This window comes from Mesorhizobium sp. WSM4850, from assembly GCF_055811735.1.
In genome coordinates this window covers 1-18,697 of the sequence record NZ_JBVVPV010000049.1, presented here as the reverse complement: position 1 = coordinate 18,697, position 18,697 = coordinate 1, and the positions used below count along the sequence as shown (strand labels likewise).

Sequence of the window (18,697 nt, the reverse complement as noted above, 5' to 3'; positions counted from 1 at the left end):
CACTATACGGGGAGAAGGTGCCGGCAGGCGGATGAGGGGCAGCGCCGTGCTCTCCAAAAAATTCCTGCGCCGTTCAGCCATCGCCGCCGCCTCCCTCTCCGGCTTCGCAGCAATCGCCGCCGCCACCCTTTGGCAGCTCGACCGCGCCTTACCGCCGCCGCTGCCGGCGGCGCTGACGGTATCGACCGAAGTCCAGGACCGCGACGGCCAACTGTTGCGGGCCTTCGCCACGCCGGACGGCTATTGGCGGCTCGCCACCCGCCTCGACCAGGTCGACAGACATTTCGTCGACATGCTGGTGACTTACGAGGACAAGCGCTTCTGGGATCATGAAGGCGTCGACGTGCTGGCGCTGGCCCGCGCCGCCGGCCAGTTCGCGACCAATGGCCGTATCGTCTCCGGCGGCTCGACGCTGTCGATGCAGCTCGCCCGGCTGACCGAACCGCGCGACAGCCGCAGCCTCGGCTCCAAGCTCAAGCAGCTGCTGCGCGCCCTGCAGATCGAGCGGCGGCTCACCAAGCGCGAGATCCTCGAACGCTATCTGACGCTGGCGCCCTATGGCGGCAATCTCGAAGGCGTGCGCGCCGCCTCGCTGGCCTATTTCGGCAAGGAGCCGAAGCGGCTGACCGTTTCGGAGGCGGCGCTGCTCGTCGCGCTGCCGCAACTGCCGGAAAAGCGCCGGCCCGACCGCAACCTCGCAATCGCCCACGCCGCCCGCGACCGGGTGCTGACGCGAATGGTCGCATCAGGCCTGCTCGGCGAGCGCGAGGCCGCACGTGCCGCGCTCGACGATGTTCCCGGCAGCCGCCGCCCGCTGCCGGCGCTTGCCGCCCATGCCGCTTATACAGTGCTGCCCCGGGCCGTCGCAGGCCAGAAGCTGCGGCTGACGATCCGCAAGAGTGTCCAGGAAGGACTGGAACAGGTGGCCAGGGATGCCGCCGCCAGACTCGGCCCTCGCCTGTCCGTCGCCATGGTGCTGGCCGACGCCCGCACCGGCGACATCCTCGGCGAAGTCGGCTCCGCCGACTATTTCGACGCCAGCCGCTCTGGTTGGATCGATATGACCAGGATCGTCCGCTCGCCCGGTTCAACGCTGAAACCGTTCATCTACGGGCTCGCCTTCGAGCAGGGATTGGTGGCGCAGGAAACGCTGATCGATGACAGGCCGACGGATTTCTCCGGCTATCGGCCGAAGAATTTCGACATGGGCTATCAGGGCGACGTCAGCATCAGGCAGGCGCTGCAGCTGTCGCTCAACGTGCCGGCGATCAGTGTGCTCGACGCGGTCGGGCCGGCGCGGCTGCTCGCGCGCTTCCGGCAGGCCGGCGTCACGCCGATCCTGCCCGTCAACAAGGCGCCGGGTCTCGCCATCGGCCTTGGCGGCGTCGGCGTGACGCTGCGCGACCTCGTCCAGCTCTATGCCGGGCTCGCCAATGGCGGCAAGGCACACACGCTGCATGACGGCACCGAGCCGGCGAATGCCGAGCGCTCGACCGCTACCATCCTCGACGATCAGGCGAACTGGCAGATCACCGACATATTGTCGGGCGTCAAGCCGCCTGAGGGCGCCGCCCAGCGCGGCATCGCCTACAAGACCGGCACCTCCTACGGCTACCGCGATGCCTGGTCGGTCGGCTTCGACGGGCGCTATGTGCTGGGCGTCTGGGTTGGCCGCCCCGACGCCGGCGCGGTGCCCGGCCTGTCCGGCTATGTCTCGGCCGCACCGATCCTGTTCGAGGGCTTTGTCCGCTCCGGCCTGGCTGCCGTGCCGCTGCCAGGCCAGCTGGCCGGCGTCACCAGACCCAGGCGCGACGATCTGCCGGTGACATTGGCGCGCTTCGGTTCTGGCGCCGACGGCCTGGTCCAGGCGACGCCGACCGAGCCCGCGCCGACGATCATCTTTCCGCCCGACGGCGCCCACGTCGATCTCGCCGCTACCACCGCCGACGCCACGCCACTGGTGCTGAAGCTGCAAGGCGGCCGCGCCCCGTTCCGCTGGCTGGCCAATGGCAAGCCGCTGGTCGGCATCGACCGGCGGCGCACCGCGACCTGGCAGCCGGACGGCGCCGGCTATTCGACCCTGACCGTGATCGACGCGGCCGGGCGCGCGGCCAGCGTGAAAGTGTTCGTTGAATAGAATGCGCCAAGCGATTCAGGGAATTGGCTTTCCATTAGGTCGGCGAGTAAGCAGGACACGCTCGACTCCTCAGGCCACTGCCGAGGCGCGACCTGTCTCTAGATAGATTGCTTCATGTGCCCGGATTCGGCACTGCAGCGTTGCGAGGAATGAATTTCTTCGTGATGCCGAAAGCCGGCGAAAAATTGCTTCATAAGGCCAAAAAAAACAACATTGATTGCATCTAATTTCTACCAATTCAGTAGATTGAGGTGATCTCAACGGAGGCGGAAATGACCAATCCTCATTTCACGAAACTGCTAGGCGCACTGGTCGCCACATCTGTCCAGTTCGGCACGCTCGGTTTCGCGTTCGCCGATACCACCATCCTCAATGTGTCGTATGACCCGACGCGTGAGCTTTACAAGCGATTCGACGAAGCGTTCGCCGCCCACTGGCAGGCCGAGACCGGCGAGACGGTAACCGTCCAGCAATCGCATGGCGGGTCGGGCGCACAGGCCCGTGCCGTGATCGACGGCCTCGACGCCGACGTGGTGACGCTGGCGCTAGAAGGCGACATCAACGCCATCGTCGAGAAATCGAAGAAGATCAATCCCAACTGGCGGACCAAATTCGAGAACAATTCGGCGCCCTACACCTCGACCATCATCTTCCTCGTCCGCGAGGGCAATCCGAAAGGCATCCAGGACTGGGGCGATCTGGTCAAGGACGACGTCCAGGTGATCACGCCCAACCCCAAGACTTCGGGCGGCGCACGCTGGAACTATCTCGCCGCCTGGGCCTATGCCAACGCCAAGGATGGCGGCGACGAGGCCAAGACAAAGGAATTCGTCGGCAATCTGTACTCTCATGTTCCGGTGCTCGACACCGGTGCGCGCGGCGCAACCGTGACCTTCGCGCAAAAAGGCCTCGGCGACGTGCTGCTGGCCTGGGAAAACGAGGCCTATCTGGCGCTCGACGAATTCGGCGCCGACAATTTCGATATCGTCTACCCGCCGACCTCGATCCTGGCCGAGCCGCCGGTCGCCGTGGTCGACGCCAATGTCGATGCCAAGGGCACGCGAAAAGTCGCCGAAGCCTATCTGAGCTACCTCTACTCCAACGAAGGCCAGACGCTGATCGCCAAGAACCACTATCGCCCGTCGAAGCCGGATTTGGTACCGCCCGAGGACCTCGCCAGACTGCCTGAGATCAAGCTGATCACCATCGACGATCCGCTTTTTGGTGGTTGGAAGAAAGCACAGCCTTACCATTTCGGCGACGGTGGTATATTCGACCAGATCTACAAGCCGGCCCAGTAGACCCAGTTAGCTAGACTCTAGATCAGGACGACATGACCACAGCACCCGCCAAGGCGGGGTGGCGGTTCAGACAGCCGAGCGTCATTCCGGGTTTCGGATTGACGCTCGGCTTCTCGCTTGCCTACCTCACGCTCATCATCCTCATTCCCCTGTCAGGGCTGATCTGGCGATCGGCCGCGCTTGGCTGGGCCGATTTCTGGGCGATCGCCACCGACCGCCGCACCATCAACGCGCTTGAAATCAGCTTTGGCACCGCCTTCATTGCCGCCATGGTCAATGTCGTCTTCGGCACCATCGTTGCCTGGGTGCTGGTGCGCTACAGCTTCCCTGGCCGCCGCATCGTCGATGCCATGGTCGACCTGCCCTTCGCCTTGCCGACAGCGGTCGCCGGCATCGCGCTGACCACGCTCTACGCGCCGAACGGCTGGCTTGGCAGCCTGCTGGCGCCGCTCGGCATCAAGGTCGCCTATACGCCGCTCGGCATCGTCATCGCGCTGATCTTCATCGGGCTGCCCTTTGTCGTGCGCACCGTCCAGCCGATCATGGAGGAGATCGACAAGGAGGTCGAGGAAGTGGCCGCCACGCTCGGCGCCAATCGCTTCCAGACCATCGCCCGGGTTCTGCTTCCGGGCCTGGCGCCGGCCATCGTCACCGGTTTCGCGCTTGCTTTCGCGCGCGGCGTCGGCGAGTACGGCTCCGTCATCTTCATCGCCGGCAACCTGCCCTACAAATCCGAGATCGCGCCGCTTCTGATCGTCATCCGGCTGGAGGAATACAATTATGCGGCGGCGACCGCGATCGCGGCGATCATGCTCGCTTTGTCGTTCGTGATGCTGCTGGTCATCAATCTGGTGCAGACGTGGAGCCGCAAGCGCTATGGCTGATCCGGAGATCAAATCCTACGCACCGCACCACGAAAGCCAGTCGGCGGCAGTGACCGAAAGCCGCCCGGCCAAGGCCGTGCTGATGATCGTGACCTTTGCCTTCCTCGGCATTTTCCTGCTGTTGCCGCTGATCGTCGTCTTCAACGAGGCTTTCGCAAAGGGTCTCGGTGCTTATACCGAGGCGCTGACCAACCCCGACACGCGCTCGGCGATCCACCTGACGCTGCTGGTGGCGGCGATCTCGGTGCCGCTCAACATCGTCTTCGGCGTCTCCGCCGCCTGGGCGATCGCCAAGTTCGAGTTCAAGGGCAAGGCCTTCCTGACCACGCTCATCGACCTGCCGTTTTCGGTTTCGCCGGTCATTTCCGGCCTGGTCTATGTGCTGTTGTTCGGCGCGCAAGGCCTGTTCGGTGCCTGGCTGAAGGCGCATGGCATCGTCATCCTGTTTGCCGTGCCGGGCATCGTGCTGGCCACCATCTTCGTCACCTTCCCGTTCGTCGCCCGCGAACTGATCCCCTTGATGCAGGAGCAGGGCAATGGCGACGAGGAGGCGGCGCTGTCGCTCGGCGCCAATGGCTGGCAGGCGTTCTGGTACGTGACGCTGCCCAACGTCAAATGGGGGCTGCTCTACGGCGTCTTGTTGTGCAATGCGCGCGCCATGGGCGAGTTCGGCGCGGTCTCCGTCGTGTCGGGCCACATACGCGGACTGACCAACACCATGCCGCTGCATGTCGAAATCCTCTATAACGAATACAATGCCGCAGCCGCCTTCGCCGTTGCTTCACTGCTTGCGGGCCTGGCGCTGGTCACGCTGGTCTTGAAAACACTTCTCGAGATGCGCTACGGCGCCGAGCTCGCCGCGACGCGCGGACACTGAAAAAAGGGACGGTTGATGGAAGTTCGCGTTGCCAACGTGCGCAAGGAGTTTGAGCGGTTTCCGGCGCTCCACGACGTTTCGCTCGACATCAAGTCCGGCGAACTGATCGCGCTGCTCGGGCCATCCGGCTCCGGCAAGACGACGCTGCTCAGGCTGATCGCCGGGCTGGAGCGGCCGACGAAAGGCAAGATCCTCTTTGGCGAGGAGGATGCGTCGCAAAAGTCGATCCAGCAGCGCAATGTCGGCTTCGTTTTCCAGCATTATGCGCTGTTTCGCCATATGACGGTCGCCGACAATATCGGCTTCGGCCTAAAAGTTCGGCACGGGCCGTCACGGCCGTCGGCGCAGGAAATCCGCCGCCGTGCCTCAGAGCTTCTCGACCTCGTCCAGCTTTCCGGCTTGGAAAAGCGATATCCGGCGCAGCTTTCGGGCGGCCAGCGCCAGCGCGTGGCGCTGGCCCGCGCGATGGCGATCGAACCGGCCGTGCTTTTGCTGGACGAGCCGTTCGGCGCGCTCGACGCCCAGGTCCGCCGCGAATTGCGCCGCTGGCTGCGCGACATCCACGACGCCACCGGCCACACCACGGTCTTTGTCACCCATGACCAGGAAGAAGCGCTCGAGCTTGCCGACCGCGTCGTGGTGATGAGCCAGGGCAGCATCGAGCAGGTCGGCACCGCCGACGAAATCTACGACACGCCGAATTCGCCCTTTGTCTACGGCTTCATCGGTGAATCGAGCGCGCTTCCGGTCAAGGTCGAGGACGGCCAGGTCTGGATCGCCGATCGCCCGATCGGGCTGTCGGCGCCGCAGGCGCCGCGGGGCGAAGCAACGCTGTTCTTCCGCCCGCACGATGTCGACCTGGTGGACGAATGCAATGGCTGCATCGCCGGCACGGTCGCCGCCAGCCGCCGCGTCGCCGGCACCAGACGGGTGGAGCTCGAAATCGGCGGCGAGCGCCAGCGGGTCGAGATCGAGCTGCCGGTCGACCATCCGGCGGCGCAGAAGAGCCGAGTAGCGTTCAGGCCGCGGCGCTGGAAGCTTTTTCCGGCTGCTTGATCCCCTTCCGGCGCTACTCAGCCAGTTCTCGACCTTCAGGCCCTTGATCCGGTTGAACTCTCCCATGTTGGCGGTTACCAGGGTGGTGTCCAGCGCGTAGGCGTGGGCAGCAATAAAAAGGTCGTTTTGGCCAATAGTGGCTCTGCCCGCCGGGTTTCGGATCATGTCGCTGACAAGTTGGTGTCCAGCATGAGCCGCATTAAAAATTCTTTCGGATTTGACAGGCATATCGTCGGTTCCGGGGAAGTCGTCCTCGGGACCGAGTGGTGGCTCTTGCGCCCATTGCGCGAGCCGCGCCGAGAGGCCAGGTTTGCGGACCGGCTCGATGACCAGGCGGTCGCCTTCACGGCTGATCAAGACCTTTTCGCCGGGGAGCTCGAACTCGACAGGAATGCGCACCGCCTAGCTGCGATTGTTGCGAAACAGCTTCGCCTCTTTCGGCGGAGTCTTGGAATGGCGGTCGCTGGGGCATAGCGATGGCTCCTTTGTTTATACTATTTGTAAAATGCCAGGCAGTGTCGCGATGCAATCGTTTTGCCAACGCATGGGGACCGCTGCCCAGGTGCCTCGCAAGACTCCGGGTGAAAGAAAATCCTAGCAACGGCTTGGAATGGGAACATTTTTCTCGCGATGGCGTGGTGAAGCCGCTCTGCGTGTCTCGTCGCCCACCATGCCTTGCCGCTATGGTTCGGCAATAAGCGCACTGCATCGGAGTCCTGTTTTCATGAAGCGATTTTTGCTTGGCGTCGCCACATTGGCCGGCCTGTTCCTCGCATCCTCCCAAGCCTGGTCGGCCGACAAATTGCTGAACGCGTCCTATGATGTCGGCCGCGAACTGTTTGCGCAGATCAACAAGGCCTTCGTCGCAGAGCACCCCGGTGTGACCGTCGACCAGTCGCATGCCGGGACGTCGGCGCAGGCGCGTGCCATCGCCGAAGGCCTCGGCGCCGATGTCGTCACCTTCAACCAGGTCCTCGACATCGACTTCCTGGTCTCGAAGGGGCTTATCTCCGCCGACTGGCAGAAGGACTTCCCCGACAACGCCTCGCCTTTCTATTCGCTGCCGTCCTTTTTGGTGCGCGCCGGCAACCCGAAGAACATCAAGGATTGGAACGATCTCGTGCGCGACGACGTCCAGGTGATCTTCCCCAACCCGAAAACGTCGGGCAATGCGCGCTACACCTATCTCGCGGCCACCGCCTACGCCAAGGAGGCCTTCAAGGGCGACGACGCCAAGGTCAAGGAATTCGTCACCAAGCTGTTCAACAACGTGCCGATCTTCGACTCTGGCGGGCGCGCCGCCACCACCACCTTCGTGCAGCGAGAGATCGGCGACGTGCTGATCACCTTCGAGTCGGAAACGCGCGGCGTCCGCAGGGAGTATGGCGATGACAAGTTCGAGCAGGTGACGCCCTCGGTCAGCCTGCTGGCGGAGTTTCCGGTGGCGATCGTCGACACGGTCGCCGACGAGCATGGCACGCGTGACCTCGCCAAGACCTATCTCGACTTCCTCTACACGCCGCAGGGCCAGGACATCGCCGCCCGCAACGGCCTGCGGGCTCGCGACGCGGCGGTCGCCGCCAAATACAAGGCCGAGTTTCCCGATGTCCGGCTGCTGACGGTCGAAGATGTCTTCGGCGGCTGGGCCAAGGTCCAGGCCGAGCACTTTGCTGCCGGCGGACTGCTCGACCAGACCTATGGCAGCCGCTGAGCCAAGCGATCTTCGAAATTGATTGAAAGCCGGCTTTGCCGGCTTTCTTCGTTTTTCGCGCTCCGGACAGGTGATTTCCCGCAGGTTCCCAGCGCGCCGTCCAAAACGTCACGAACAATCAACGTGTTTGTGCCTACTGTGCCCTCGGACGGCTTGTTTCGCGAAACTGCATCGCGCGACAAAACGTCATGATTTGCACACAAACAACCGCCAGATGCGGGCGGTTGGGGTTTTCATGAACTGAATCGGCATGCTTACCAAAAAAGGCAAATACGGCCTCAAGGCCCTCGTGCATCTGTCAGGCTTGCCGGTCGGCCAGTTGGCGTTCGTCAACGACATTGCCGTCGCCAACAATATCCCGAAGAAATTCCTGGATGCCATTCTGGGCGAATTGCGCAATGCCGGCTTCGTCCAGAGCCGCAAGGGCAAGGAAGGCGGCTATCGCCTCGCCCGCCCGGCCTCCGAGATCAAGATCGGCCATGTCGTGCGCGTCCTGGACGGGCCGCTGGCGCCGATCCCTTGCGCCAGCCGTACCCAATATCAGCGCTGCGATGATTGCGACGAGGCGACATGCCAGGTCCGGAACATGATGCTGGAGGTGCGCCATGCGATCGCCGAGGTGCTGGACAATCGCAGCCTCGCCGCCATGCGCGACGCCGACAATGACGATTTTCCAGTCGAACTGACGTCACAGATCTGATCTGGCGTCTTGAAGCAATATCCGCGCCGGCGACCCCCTCATGAATCCGGCTCGAACAGGCTTGTGACGTCAGCGACAATGTCGGCGATCGGGCGCGTTGCATCGAGCGTCAATGCATTCTCGTCGGCTGCCGGCGCTTCGAGCGTGGCGAACTGGCTGTCGACCAGGCTTGCCGGCATGAAATGGCCCTGGCGGGAGCCGACACGCTGCTTTGCCGTCGCCGGATCGATTTCCAGGTAGAGGAACAAAATGTCCTGGCAAAAGCCGCGCAGACGCTCGCGATAACTGCGCTTGAGCGCCGAGCAGGCGGCGACGACGCCCTGCCCATCGCCGACCGGTCCTGCAATGCGCAGGCCGATCGCGTCGAGCCAGCCTTCGCGCAATGCGTCGGTCAGCGGCTCGCCGCTTGCCATGCGCGCGACGTTTTCCGGTGGATGCAGCCGGTCGCCCTCGACGAAGACAGCGCCCAGCGCCGCCGCCAGCGCTTCGCCGACCGCCGACTTGCCACAGCCGGCGACGCCCATCACCACGACGGCCGGTGCGGGCCGAATGCAATCGCTCTGCATTTGTGCTGTCTTTTCGTCCACGATGCGGGTCAGCGGCTGGCCGGCGCACGGCCGTAAAGCAGGAGCATGGCGACGATGACGACGCCATAGATGATCTGCCGCCCCGCCTCCGGCATCTGCATGACGGAAAGAATGGATTGCAAAAGCGTGATCAGGATGACGCCCGCGACCGTGCCGAGATAGGAGCCGCGGCCGCCGAGGATCGAGGTGCCACCAAGCACCACCGCAGCGATCGACGGCAGCAGATAGGCGTCGCCCATCGACTGCGCCGCCTTGGAGGCATAACCGGCCAGAAGCACGCCGCCGAAGGCGGAGAGCCCGCCGGATACGGCGAAGGCGATCAGCACCACGCGCCGCGTGTCGATGCCGGAGAGGTAGGCGGCGCGCTCGCGGTTGCCGATGCCGTAGACCGTGCGGCCGAAGCCGGTGCGGGTCAGCACGAAAACCATCGCAGCGCCGATCAGCGCCCAGATGACGACGGCATTGGGCACACCCGGAATGGCAAAGCCGGTCGCCAGATAGCGCATCGCCCGGGTCGCCGAATCCTGCGGCGAGAAGCCGCCGGTATAGACCACCATCAGCCCTTGCGCGACGGCATTGGTGGCGAGCGTGATGATCATCGAGGGAATGCGCAGATAAGCGACGCCAATGCCGTTGACGATGCCGATCGCGACGCCGCAGAAAATGCCGAACGGGATCGCCAGCGCCACGCCGAGCGGGCCGTAGGCGGCGGCCGCACAGGCCATCATCGCGCCCGTCGCCACCGACCACGGCACCGACAGGTCGATCTGGCCAAGCAGGATGACCAGCATCATGCCGGTGGCGATGACGCCGAGAAACGACGCCACCTTGAGCTGCTGCAGCAGATATTCCGGCGACAGGAAGCTGCGCGAGTAAAGGCTGCCGACAAACAGCAGCAGCACGATGCACGCAAAGGCGGTCAGCACCGCAGGGTCGGCGCGGCGGATGAATTTCGGCATGCGGCCGGCGATGCCGGCGATGGTCGTTTCGCTCACAGGAACCACTCCAGCCGGTTGCGGACCCTGAACAGGGCGAAGGCGCCGAGGCTGACGGCGATCAGCAGGATGACGCCCTGGAACAGCGGCTGCCAGAGCGGATCGAAATCGAAGACGAAGAGCAGGTCGCCGATGGTGCGGAAGGCGAGCGCGCCAAAAATCGCGCCGATGGCGCTGCCCTTGCCGCCGAACAATGAGACGCCGCCGAGCACCACGGCGGCGATCGAGAACAGCGTATAGGCATTGCCGCTGGCATAGGCCGCCTCGCCCGTATAGGTGAAGAAGGTCAGGAACAGCCCGCCGATCGCGGCCAGCAGGCCGGCCAGCGCATAGGCGGCGAATTTTCCCCGGCGGATCGGCACGCCGGACATGTAGGCTGCCATCTCCGAAGATCCTGCGGCATAGGCCGCGCGCCCAAGCACGGAGCGGCTGAACGGCACCCAGACGACAAGCACGACGGCCAGCAGCACCACCAGGCTCGCCGGCACCACGCCGAACAGCCGCCCGGTCAGCGCGTCGGCAAGATCCTCGTTGACCGAACCGCCCGGGAACGGTCGCAGCAGCAGCGCGATGCCGAAATAGACCGCGCCGGTGGCGATGGTGGTGACGATCGGCTGCAGCCGTCCGTAGATGACGATGGCGCCGTTGATCGCCCCGCACAGCAGTCCGGTGCCGAGCACCGCGACGACACCGAACGCGGTCTCGATGCCGGTGCCGATGACCAGCCACGAGGCCAGGCAGTTGGTCAGCAGAAAGATCATGCCGACGGAAAGGTCGATGCCGGCGGTGATCACCACCAGCGTCTGCGCCATGGCGACGAAGGCAAGCAGCACGCCTTTGTTGGAAGCCGTCTGCACGACATTGGCGGTAAAGCCGGCCGGATGGTTCGAGGTGTAGATCGTGAACATCACGATGAAGATACCGAACGCCAGCAGCGTTCCGCGTTGTTCCGCAAGCCAGTAGCGCCAATCTTTCACGCGTCCGCTCCTCGGGCTGGCGTCTTCGCCATGCCTCTAACGGGCATCTCTTCGCCATGGATGTTGAGCGCGCTGGCGATCAGCGCCCGCTCGGTGATCTCGGCGCCGACCAGCTCGCGCTTGACCGCTCCGTCATAGAGCACCAGCACCCGGTCGCAGCAGCCGATCAGCTCGTCATAGTCGGTCGAGTAAAACAGGATCGCCGCGCCCTGGTCGGCAAGCTTGCGCATCAGCTGATACAGTTCCTGCTTGGTGCCGACGTCGATGCCGCGCGTCGGGTCGTTGAGCAGGATGATGCGCGGCTGCCGCATCAGCCATTTGGCGATGACGACCTTCTGCTGGTTGCCGCCGGACAGCGCGCCGACCGGGATGTCGAGGCCGGCCGTCTTGATCGCCAGCAGGGCGACCATGTCGTCGATCAGCCGCTGCTCGGCGGCACGGTCGATGATGCCGGCCCTGGATAACCGGTCGAGTGCGGCAAAGGAGAGGTTTTCGCGCACCGTCATCGGCAGCATCAGGCCTTCGGTCTTGCGGTCCTCCGGGATCAGCGCCATGCCGATCCGGTCACCGCGGGCCTTGGCCGGGCTGGCGATCGCCACCGGTTTGCCGTCGATCAGTATCTGGCCGCTGAGGCCGCGCAGCACGCCGAAGAAGGCGAGCAGCAATTCGCGCTGGCCCTGGCCGTCGAGGCCGCCGAGGCCGACGACTTCGCCCGCCCCGACCGTGAGCGAGATATTGTCCAGCCGGTCGGTCCACGACAGTTTTCGCGCCTCCAATACCGGAGCGGTTATAGCCGGGGCGCGCACCGGCTTCGGTGGGAAAATATGGCTGTATTCGCGGCCGATCATCAGTTCGACGACTTCATTGTCGCTCTTCGAGCCCGCAACATAGCTGGCGACGTTGCGGCCGTTGCGGAACACCGTGCACTGGTCGGCCAGTTCGGCGATCTCGTTCATCCGATGCGAGATGTAGAGCAGCGCCAACCCTTCCGAGCGCAGCCGCTTCAAGACGCCAAAAATCTTGGCGACGTCTGCCGCGGTCAGCGCCGAGGTCGCCTCGTCGAGGATCAGGATGCGCGGCTTCCTGGCAAGTGCTTTGGCGATCTCGACCATCTGCCGTCTTGAAAGCGGAAGGTCCTTGACCAGCGCCAGCGGGTGGATGTCGGCGGCGCCTGCACGCGCCAGGGCTTCTTCCGCGATGCGCCGCTGCGCCTTGCGGTCGATCATGCCGAACCGTGTGGGCGGATCGGAAATGACGATGTTGTCGGCGACGCTGAGTTCGGGGACGAGCGACAATTCCTGGAAGATGCAGACGATGCCGGCCTGGTTGGCCGCGGCCGGCGACGCGAAGCTCACCTCGCTTCCGTCCAGCATCATGCGGCCTTCGTCAGGCGCGACGACGCCGGCCATGACCTTGATCAGCGTCGATTTGCCGGCGCCGTTTTCGCCGAGGATGGCGTGGATGCTGCCTGGCGTGACCGAAAGCTCGGCCTTTTCCAGCGCCCGCACACCGCCATAGCGCTTGGATATGCCCTCCATGCGGAAGAGCGGAACCGCACCGTCCATCGGCCCCTCCCAAGGCGCTTGTTCACCGGGACCGGCGCCGCGTAATATCCCGCGGCGCCGAGCGATCAGCCTACTGATTTTCCTTGCTCTGGCCCATGATTTCCTGCGCGGTGAAATTGATGCCGCAGGTGGGGAAGGAATTGCCGACGAAGAAATTGTCGGACTGGTCGGGGAAATAGTCCTCGCCCTCCTTGAAGTTCGGATCCTCGACGATCGCCAGCGGCAGCTTCACCGCCTGCGGGACGACCTGGCCTTCGAGCGCGGCGATCGCCGTCTTGATGGCGACCGCCACCTGGGCGGGTCCGGTTCCGGCCGACGAGCATTTCAGCCCTTCTGAGGCGAATTTGGCGCAGAATTTGCGAAAGCCATTCTCCGTTTCGCCGCCGAACGGCACGAACGGATGCTTGGCGTCGATCATCGCCTGAACGATGCCGGTGTCGCCACCCTGCCCGGTGACGCCGTCGAAGGGACCGTTGGTGGCGATCGCGTCGGCCGTAGCCTTTTGCGCGACGCCGTCGTCCCATTTGCCGACGACTTCGGTGACCTCCCACTTCTTGCCTGAAGCGTCGAGGGCCTCATGGATGCCGTTGTGGCGGTCGGTGTCGACCGACGTGCCGGCAACGCCGCGCACCTCGAGGAGCTTGCCGCCATTGGGGATATGCTTGATCAGCCAGTTGGCCCACAATTCGCCAAGGCCTTTCTGGTCGACGTTGACGTTGATGGCGTCCTTGGTGTCGAGGATGTTGTCGAAGGCGACCAGCACCACGCCGGCTTGCTTGGCGCGCTTGATGACCGGACCGAACGCCGTCGGATTCTGCGCGTTGACAACGATCGCGTCATAGCCGGAATCGATGAAATTATTGATCGCCGAAATCTGCGCCGGCACGTCTTCGCCGGTCGAGACGACCTTGAATTCCTTGAGCTTGGCCGCGACTTCCGGCTGCGCCGCATAGGCTTTTGCCGTCTGCACCATCTGGATGCGCCAGGTGTTGGCGATGTAGCCATTGGCGAGCGCGATGCGGTACGGGCCTTCCTTCTTGGGGAACTTGAAGAACTGCGTGTCGGCGGCCCATGGCGCGAAGCATTCCGGCTCGGCGGATGGGCCTGCGACGATTTCCGGTTCGGCGAGCGCCGACGAACTCAGCATGACGAATGCAGTGGCGGCGACGACGCCACCTACGAGTGACTTGATCATCGATATTCCTCCCAGTTGCAGTTTCTGATTGTTCTTACGCGTCTCGCGTGCCTGGCTCGGCACCTCCTGCCTTGCCGTCGCGCTTTCAGGGTGGCCGAATGCCAACCCGATCTCCTCCCTCGTGGCTCAGTAAACCGGAATAAAAACTATCATATTATACATAATAAACAAGCATCAGCTGTCGCTTATATATAATAAACAGACTTTCGCTGTTTCGCGAGCTTTCGCCTGGATATAACTGGTAGCGCTACCATGACGTAGAGTAAAGCGGCATTTGGCGATGCCTGCAAGCGCTTTCAGCGGGCAGTGCTCTCACGGCGCTTGAGTTCGAAGCCAAGGTCTACGACCGGTTGTTGCGGCCGCTTGCCTGCAATCGCCGCGAGCGCCATGGCGACCGACAGCCGGCCGATCTCGTAGCGAGGCGTCCGGACGCTGGTGACCGAGGGGAAAGCCACTTCCATCATGTCGAGATCGTTGAAGCCTGTGATGCCGATCGTCTTCGGCACGGCAATCGAGGCGCGGTGGCACTCGAACAGCGCGCCGAGCGCGATGTCGTCGTTGTTGCAGAAAATCCCGTCCAGCGTCGGCATCTTGGCCAGCGCGTCGCGAAACAATTCGCGCCCGAGCGTCACGCTGGACGGCACCGGCGTGGTGGTGACAAGCCGCGAGTTGAACAGGCCGGCCGCCTCCATCGCCGCGCGATAGCCGGCCAGACGCCGCTGCGAGCGCGGGTCCATGCGCGCGCCGATGAAGCCGATGCAGCGATAGCCCATTTCGATCATGTGCTCAGTCGCCGCCCTGCCGCCATCGAAATGCGAGAAGCCGACCATCATGTCGACCGGATCGGGGCCGGTCTCCATGACCTGCACCACCGGGCAGCCGGCCGTCTCGAGCAGTCTTCGCGAAACTGGCGTCTGGTCGATGCCCGCCACGATCAGCGCCGCCGGGCGCTGCGGGCCGAACACCTGCAGCAGCCGTTCCTCCTCGAGGCCGGAATAATGGGTGTTGCCGAACTGGATGCGGTAGGAGCTGTCGGACAGGCTGTCATAGATGCCGCGCAGCACTTCGGCAAAGACGCTGTTGGTGAGCGACGGCACCAGCACGCCAAAGACCTCGGCGCGCGCCGAAGCCAATGCTCGCGCATTCGGATCGGGCAGATAGCCGAGCTCATCGACAGCAGCCTGGATCTGGCGGCGCAGATCCTCCGAAACGCGCTCCGGCTCGCGCAAGGCACGGGAGACGGTAATGGCGCCGACGCCGGCCTTGCGCGCGACATCGGCGATCGTCGGACGGCCGCCGCCACGGCGCGAGCGCGGTTTGGTCATAGCCTGGTCCCGAACGCGGCGCCCTCGCCGAAGCGCGACCGCGAAATGCTGTTCAGCGTCTTTGCCACTGTCGCCATGCCAATCCGACTTTGCCGCACCCGACTTGCCACACCCGTCTGGCGTCGCGCAGCCTTTCCCCATTGTCAAGCAAACCGGGCAGGACGCTACCCGAACTCGGGTAGCGCCACTGTTTGAATTTCGGCTGTGGGTGGTGAGCGGGCGTCTTGTCGTCCACCGTGCTCAGTCTTCTACGCCGTGCGTCGTCCGCTGCGCCAGTTCGTGGCATAGGGCAACGCGAACAGATAGAGACCGCTGAGGATGAGCAAGCCGAGCGGGATCAGCGGCATGAGATATACCCAATAGGCCGGCTCGACACCTACGCCCAAGGTGATGAAGATGGCAGCGACGACCGCCGTAAAAATGATCGACAGCCAGCGGTGGAATTGCCGGATCCACGTGTTCCAGTTCATTTGGGACCTCCTCTGAAGACGAGCCGCACGACCCGCTTGGCGCCTTTTTTGCTACCTTGTTTCGTTGACGGACGTCTTGTTGGGCATTGCGTTTCGCCCGCAGATGCCTATGGCGCCGGCACGCCTATTCTATTCGCGCCAGGACCTGCTCCAGCTTCGCAAAGAACCGCTGCCATCCGTGTTGGGCGCCCTGATAGTACTGCTGCTGATCCGGCCGGAAGCCCAACTGCTCCATGCGCAGATGGGTCCCCGTGCTCGTAGGGGTGAGCGTCCACGTGACGACACTTCTGAGATCCTTGGTATCCCACGTGTAAGACAGCGTCTTGCTGGGCTCGACTGCCTGGACCTGACAGTCGACCGTCCCCCAGTCCGCGCTCAGATTGAAACGGTGCCCCTCGTCTGGCTTGAAATCGTTCTTCATCAGCCACTCCTCGATCAAATCTGATTGGGTGAGCGCGCGCCAGATCTTTTCCGGCGGAAAAGCAACCTCCCGTTCAACAATGACGGCGCGCGTTTCGGTCTCGGTATTGGTCATTGGTCCATCCTTTTGAGCAGATCTTCGAGGTTGTCGAACCGGCTTTGCCAGAACCCAGCCATTTGGTTTGTCCAGTCGATCAGCGGCGCCAGGGCGCCGAGTTCCGCGCTATAGTGCGTGTTGCGGCCTTCGTGGCGATCGCGCACCAACCCGGCCTGCTTCAGCACCCCAAGATGCTTTGACACGGCCGGTTGCGAGACCCCGGCCCGAGCGGTCAGGGCCGCGACGGTTTGGTCTCCGTCGCGACACAGCCGCTCGAAGATGGCCCGTCGCGTCCGATCGGCAAGCGTTTTGAAGAGGATCTCGTGGGGCTGTGACATGGCGATCGATAACTCTCTGGCTATTGGAAACCAATAACCGCCGAGATATGTGTCCGTCAAGCAGGAACCTGGACCGGGCTCGCGTCACGGGGGCCTACCCCCTGTCGCTGCCATCGCTCTGGCCAGCGGGGTCAGTGCTCAGGCCATCGCCGCGGCGCTGCGCCGTGCCTTCCACAGCACCAGCACCATGGCCGCTATGTTCAGCAGGTTCCAGGCGATGCCATTGAGGAACGCGGCGGCGTAGGAGCCGGTCAGATCGTAGATCCAGCCCGACATCCAGCCGCCGATTGCCATGCCGAAGATCGTTGCCATGATTACGATGCCGACGCGCTGGCCGGCCTCTTTGGCGGGCATGTATTCGCGCACGATGATGGCATAGCAAGGCACGATGCCGCCCTGCGACAGGCCGAAGACCAGCGAGACGACGTAAAGCGACGCGAGCCCGTCGAAGGGGATGTAGAACAACAGCGACAGGGCTTGCAGCACCGAGCCGATCAGCAGGGTTCTCACGCCGCCGATGCGATCGGCGAGGAAGCCGGACGCCAGCCGGCTGACGACGCCCGCCGCCATCATGATCGACAGCATGTCGGCGCCTCGCGCCACGCCGTAGCCGAGATCCATGCAATAGGCGACGATATGGACCTGCGGCATCGACATCGCCACGCAGCAGCCAAGGCCGGCGACGACGAGCAGCACCTGCAGCGCTGCCGGTGACAGCGAGATCGGCTGGACCGGCGGGCTGCCGGGTGAACCGGGAGCGGGATGTGGTGCGCCGCGCCTGAGCAGCAGGATCAGCGGCAGCATGGAGGCGAGGCAGACGACGCCGATCGCGGCATAGGTGAAGCGCCAGCCCTCGCTCTGCATGACGTAGGGCATTGCCAACGGCCAGATCACCCCGGCGAGATAGCTGCCGGCGGCGGCAGCCGTCACCGCGACGCCGCGGCGGCGGTTGAACCAGTGCGAGATGTCGGCGATCAGCGGCCCGAAAATCGCCGACGTGCCGACGCCGATCAAAAGCCCCTGGACAAGGGTGAACTGCAGGATCGAAGTGGTCAGCGACGCCAGCAGGAACCCTATACCGAGCGTCACCGAGGCAATGAGCGCCGGTATCCAGTAGCCGATGCGGTCGATGGCGCGGCCGACCAGCACATTGCCGACGGCGAAGCCAATCATGGTCGCGGTATAGGGCGTCGAAGCGGCGGCGCGATCGATGCCGAATTCGGCCTGCATGGCGGGCAGCACCACGACCACCGCCCACATGCCGACACCGCCGATCGTCGCCAGCAGCATCGAGATGCCGAGCCGCAGCCAGGCATAGGCGCTGTCTATGCCGGGGCTGCTTGCCTGGCTGGAGGCGGTTGTGGTCAAGGCGTTTCCTGTCCGCGGTGCGCAAGTCGACGGGTTCGACACCACTATCGGCACATTGGCGGCGCCGTGCAGCGCCACATCGCCCAATTGCGTGGCTCCAGGGATTTTGAGCTGCAGTGGAACGGTGGCCGCCGTCCCGGAGTTTTTCATCAAACTTGCCAATAGGCCAATAGAAGGGAGAAGGAGCTTGTCATGACCGCGAAAAGGAAATGGTCGGCCGAGGTCACCGAGCACAGTGATGCGCTGGACCTCGAGGAACATATCTTCGAATCCCACGACCCCAAGAAGATCGCAGCCTCGCTGAAGCGATCGGCCGAGCACAGCGACCGGCGCAAGGCCGAGCCGTTCCAGTCCGCCATGTCGATGCTGAATTTCTACATCAACCGCGCCGGCACGAACCTGCCGGCCAAGCAGAAGAAAGTGCTGGAGGACGCCAAGGACGAACTGCGCGCCGCGTTTCGCCGCCCGAGAGAACACTGAGCAAGGAGCGAAGCGACGCGGCGCAGACCCTGGGAGCCATTCCGTGACAGCCGCCGAAGAATGCAACGGCTCAGAATAAAAGCGCTCTGTAGCGATCCTTCGCGCCCCCCTCTGTCCTGCCCTCTTTGCCAAGACTCGACATCTCCCCCACAAGGAGGGAGATTGGCTTCATCACTGATTCCGCCAATCACCAACCTTGCGGACGCTGTCCGCG

General features: G+C 63.9%; 18 protein-coding genes and 2 pseudogenes. 8 read left to right on the top strand and 12 right to left on the bottom strand.

Annotation, left to right across the window (positions count from 1 at the left end; translation table 11 throughout):
* Nucleotides 1-31: 31 nt before the first annotated feature.
* The 5 genes from pbpC (at nucleotide 32) to AC0L2Z_RS29940 (ending at nucleotide 6,255) form a co-directional block, all read left to right on the top strand.
* Nucleotides 32-2,137, top strand: a complete 2,106-nt coding sequence (gene pbpC, locus AC0L2Z_RS29960) for a penicillin-binding protein 1C (protein ID WP_473630042.1) — start codon at nucleotides 32-34, stop codon at nucleotides 2,135-2,137.
* Nucleotides 2,138-2,409: 272 nt separating this feature from the next.
* Nucleotides 2,410-3,438, top strand: coding sequence for a sulfate ABC transporter substrate-binding protein (locus AC0L2Z_RS29955; protein WP_473630041.1), 1,029 nt, complete (start codon nucleotides 2,410-2,412; stop codon nucleotides 3,436-3,438).
* A 32-nt stretch (nucleotides 3,439-3,470) separates the two neighbouring features.
* Nucleotides 3,471-4,322, top strand: coding sequence for a sulfate ABC transporter permease subunit CysT (gene cysT / locus AC0L2Z_RS29950; RefSeq protein WP_095493088.1), 852 nt, complete (start codon nucleotides 3,471-3,473; stop codon nucleotides 4,320-4,322).
* Nucleotides 4,315-5,199 carry a sulfate ABC transporter permease subunit CysW gene (cysW, locus tag AC0L2Z_RS29945; protein WP_287291429.1) on the top strand — a complete coding sequence of 295 codons (885 nt, stop codon included), beginning with the start codon at nucleotides 4,315-4,317 and terminating at the stop codon, nucleotides 5,197-5,199. Before cysT ends, cysW begins: the two co-directional genes overlap by 8 nt.
* Before the next feature lie 15 nt (nucleotides 5,200-5,214).
* Entirely contained in the window at nucleotides 5,215-6,255 is a 1,041-nt protein-coding gene (locus AC0L2Z_RS29940; protein ID WP_473630040.1) for a sulfate/molybdate ABC transporter ATP-binding protein, read from the top strand.
* Nucleotides 6,256-6,273: 18 nt separating this feature from the next.
* On the opposite strand, the pseudogene AC0L2Z_RS29935 reads toward AC0L2Z_RS29940, so the two are convergent.
* A pseudogene (locus AC0L2Z_RS29935) lies at nucleotides 6,274-6,393 on the bottom strand (type II toxin-antitoxin system VapC family toxin); the annotation flags it as partial.
* Between the two features lie 63 nt (nucleotides 6,394-6,456).
* Nucleotides 6,457-6,681, bottom strand: a pseudogene (locus AC0L2Z_RS29930) (antitoxin); the annotation flags it as partial.
* Nucleotides 6,682-6,979: 298 nt separating this feature from the next.
* Between AC0L2Z_RS29930 and AC0L2Z_RS29925 the strand changes: the two are divergent.
* Nucleotides 6,980-7,966, top strand: a complete 987-nt coding sequence (locus AC0L2Z_RS29925) for a sulfate ABC transporter substrate-binding protein (protein ID WP_473536053.1) — start codon at nucleotides 6,980-6,982, stop codon at nucleotides 7,964-7,966.
* A 250-nt stretch (nucleotides 7,967-8,216) separates the two neighbouring features.
* Nucleotides 8,217-8,666, top strand: coding sequence for an RrF2 family transcriptional regulator (locus AC0L2Z_RS29920; RefSeq protein WP_027154320.1), 450 nt, complete (start codon nucleotides 8,217-8,219; stop codon nucleotides 8,664-8,666).
* Nucleotides 8,667-8,704: 38 nt separating this feature from the next.
* Here AC0L2Z_RS29920 and AC0L2Z_RS29915 read toward each other — a convergent pair whose 3' ends face one another.
* From AC0L2Z_RS29915 to AC0L2Z_RS29870, 10 genes are all read right to left on the bottom strand, one after another.
* Complete coding sequence (locus AC0L2Z_RS29915) at nucleotides 8,705-9,232, bottom strand: gluconokinase (RefSeq protein ID WP_128247729.1); 528 nt, start codon at nucleotides 9,230-9,232, stop codon at nucleotides 8,705-8,707.
* Between the two features lie 29 nt (nucleotides 9,233-9,261).
* Nucleotides 9,262-10,248, bottom strand: coding sequence for an ABC transporter permease (locus AC0L2Z_RS29910; protein ID WP_023798663.1), 987 nt, complete (start codon nucleotides 10,246-10,248; stop codon nucleotides 9,262-9,264).
* Entirely contained in the window at nucleotides 10,245-11,225 is a 981-nt protein-coding gene (locus AC0L2Z_RS29905; protein ID WP_127293490.1) for an ABC transporter permease, read from the bottom strand. The genes AC0L2Z_RS29910 and AC0L2Z_RS29905 overlap by 4 nt, the downstream gene beginning before the upstream one ends.
* Nucleotides 11,222-12,790 carry a sugar ABC transporter ATP-binding protein gene (locus tag AC0L2Z_RS29900; RefSeq protein ID WP_287249950.1) on the bottom strand — a complete coding sequence of 523 codons (1,569 nt, stop codon included), beginning with the start codon at nucleotides 12,788-12,790 and terminating at the stop codon, nucleotides 11,222-11,224. The genes AC0L2Z_RS29905 and AC0L2Z_RS29900 overlap by 4 nt, the downstream gene beginning before the upstream one ends.
* A gap of 70 nt (nucleotides 12,791-12,860) precedes the next feature.
* Entirely contained in the window at nucleotides 12,861-13,985 is a 1,125-nt protein-coding gene (locus AC0L2Z_RS29895) for a sugar ABC transporter substrate-binding protein (protein ID WP_027154324.1), read from the bottom strand.
* A 296-nt stretch (nucleotides 13,986-14,281) separates the two neighbouring features.
* Nucleotides 14,282-15,310 carry an HTH-type transcriptional regulator GntR gene (gene gntR / locus AC0L2Z_RS29890; RefSeq protein WP_023798659.1) on the bottom strand — a complete coding sequence of 343 codons (1,029 nt, stop codon included), beginning with the start codon at nucleotides 15,308-15,310 and terminating at the stop codon, nucleotides 14,282-14,284.
* Nucleotides 15,311-15,558: 248 nt separating this feature from the next.
* A complete protein-coding gene (locus AC0L2Z_RS29885; protein ID WP_287229374.1) occupies nucleotides 15,559-15,780 on the bottom strand; it encodes a hypothetical protein in 222 nt (73 codons plus the stop codon).
* A 124-nt stretch (nucleotides 15,781-15,904) separates the two neighbouring features.
* A complete protein-coding gene (locus AC0L2Z_RS29880; protein WP_287174559.1) occupies nucleotides 15,905-16,315 on the bottom strand; it encodes an SRPBCC family protein in 411 nt (136 codons plus the stop codon).
* On the bottom strand, nucleotides 16,312-16,635 hold the full coding sequence (locus AC0L2Z_RS29875) for an ArsR/SmtB family transcription factor (RefSeq protein WP_128247742.1): 324 nt from the start codon (nucleotides 16,633-16,635) through the stop codon (nucleotides 16,312-16,314). The genes AC0L2Z_RS29880 and AC0L2Z_RS29875 overlap by 4 nt, the downstream gene beginning before the upstream one ends.
* 138 nt (nucleotides 16,636-16,773) lie before the next feature.
* Nucleotides 16,774-18,003: an MFS transporter gene (locus tag AC0L2Z_RS29870; protein WP_473630047.1), complete on the bottom strand. Its 1,230-nt coding sequence runs from the start codon at nucleotides 18,001-18,003 to the stop codon at nucleotides 16,774-16,776.
* Nucleotides 18,004-18,195: 192 nt separating this feature from the next.
* Between AC0L2Z_RS29870 and AC0L2Z_RS29865 the strand changes: the two genes are divergently transcribed.
* Entirely contained in the window at nucleotides 18,196-18,483 is a 288-nt protein-coding gene (locus tag AC0L2Z_RS29865) for a DUF3175 domain-containing protein (RefSeq protein ID WP_473630039.1), read from the top strand.
* Nucleotides 18,484-18,697 lie beyond the last annotated feature (214 nt).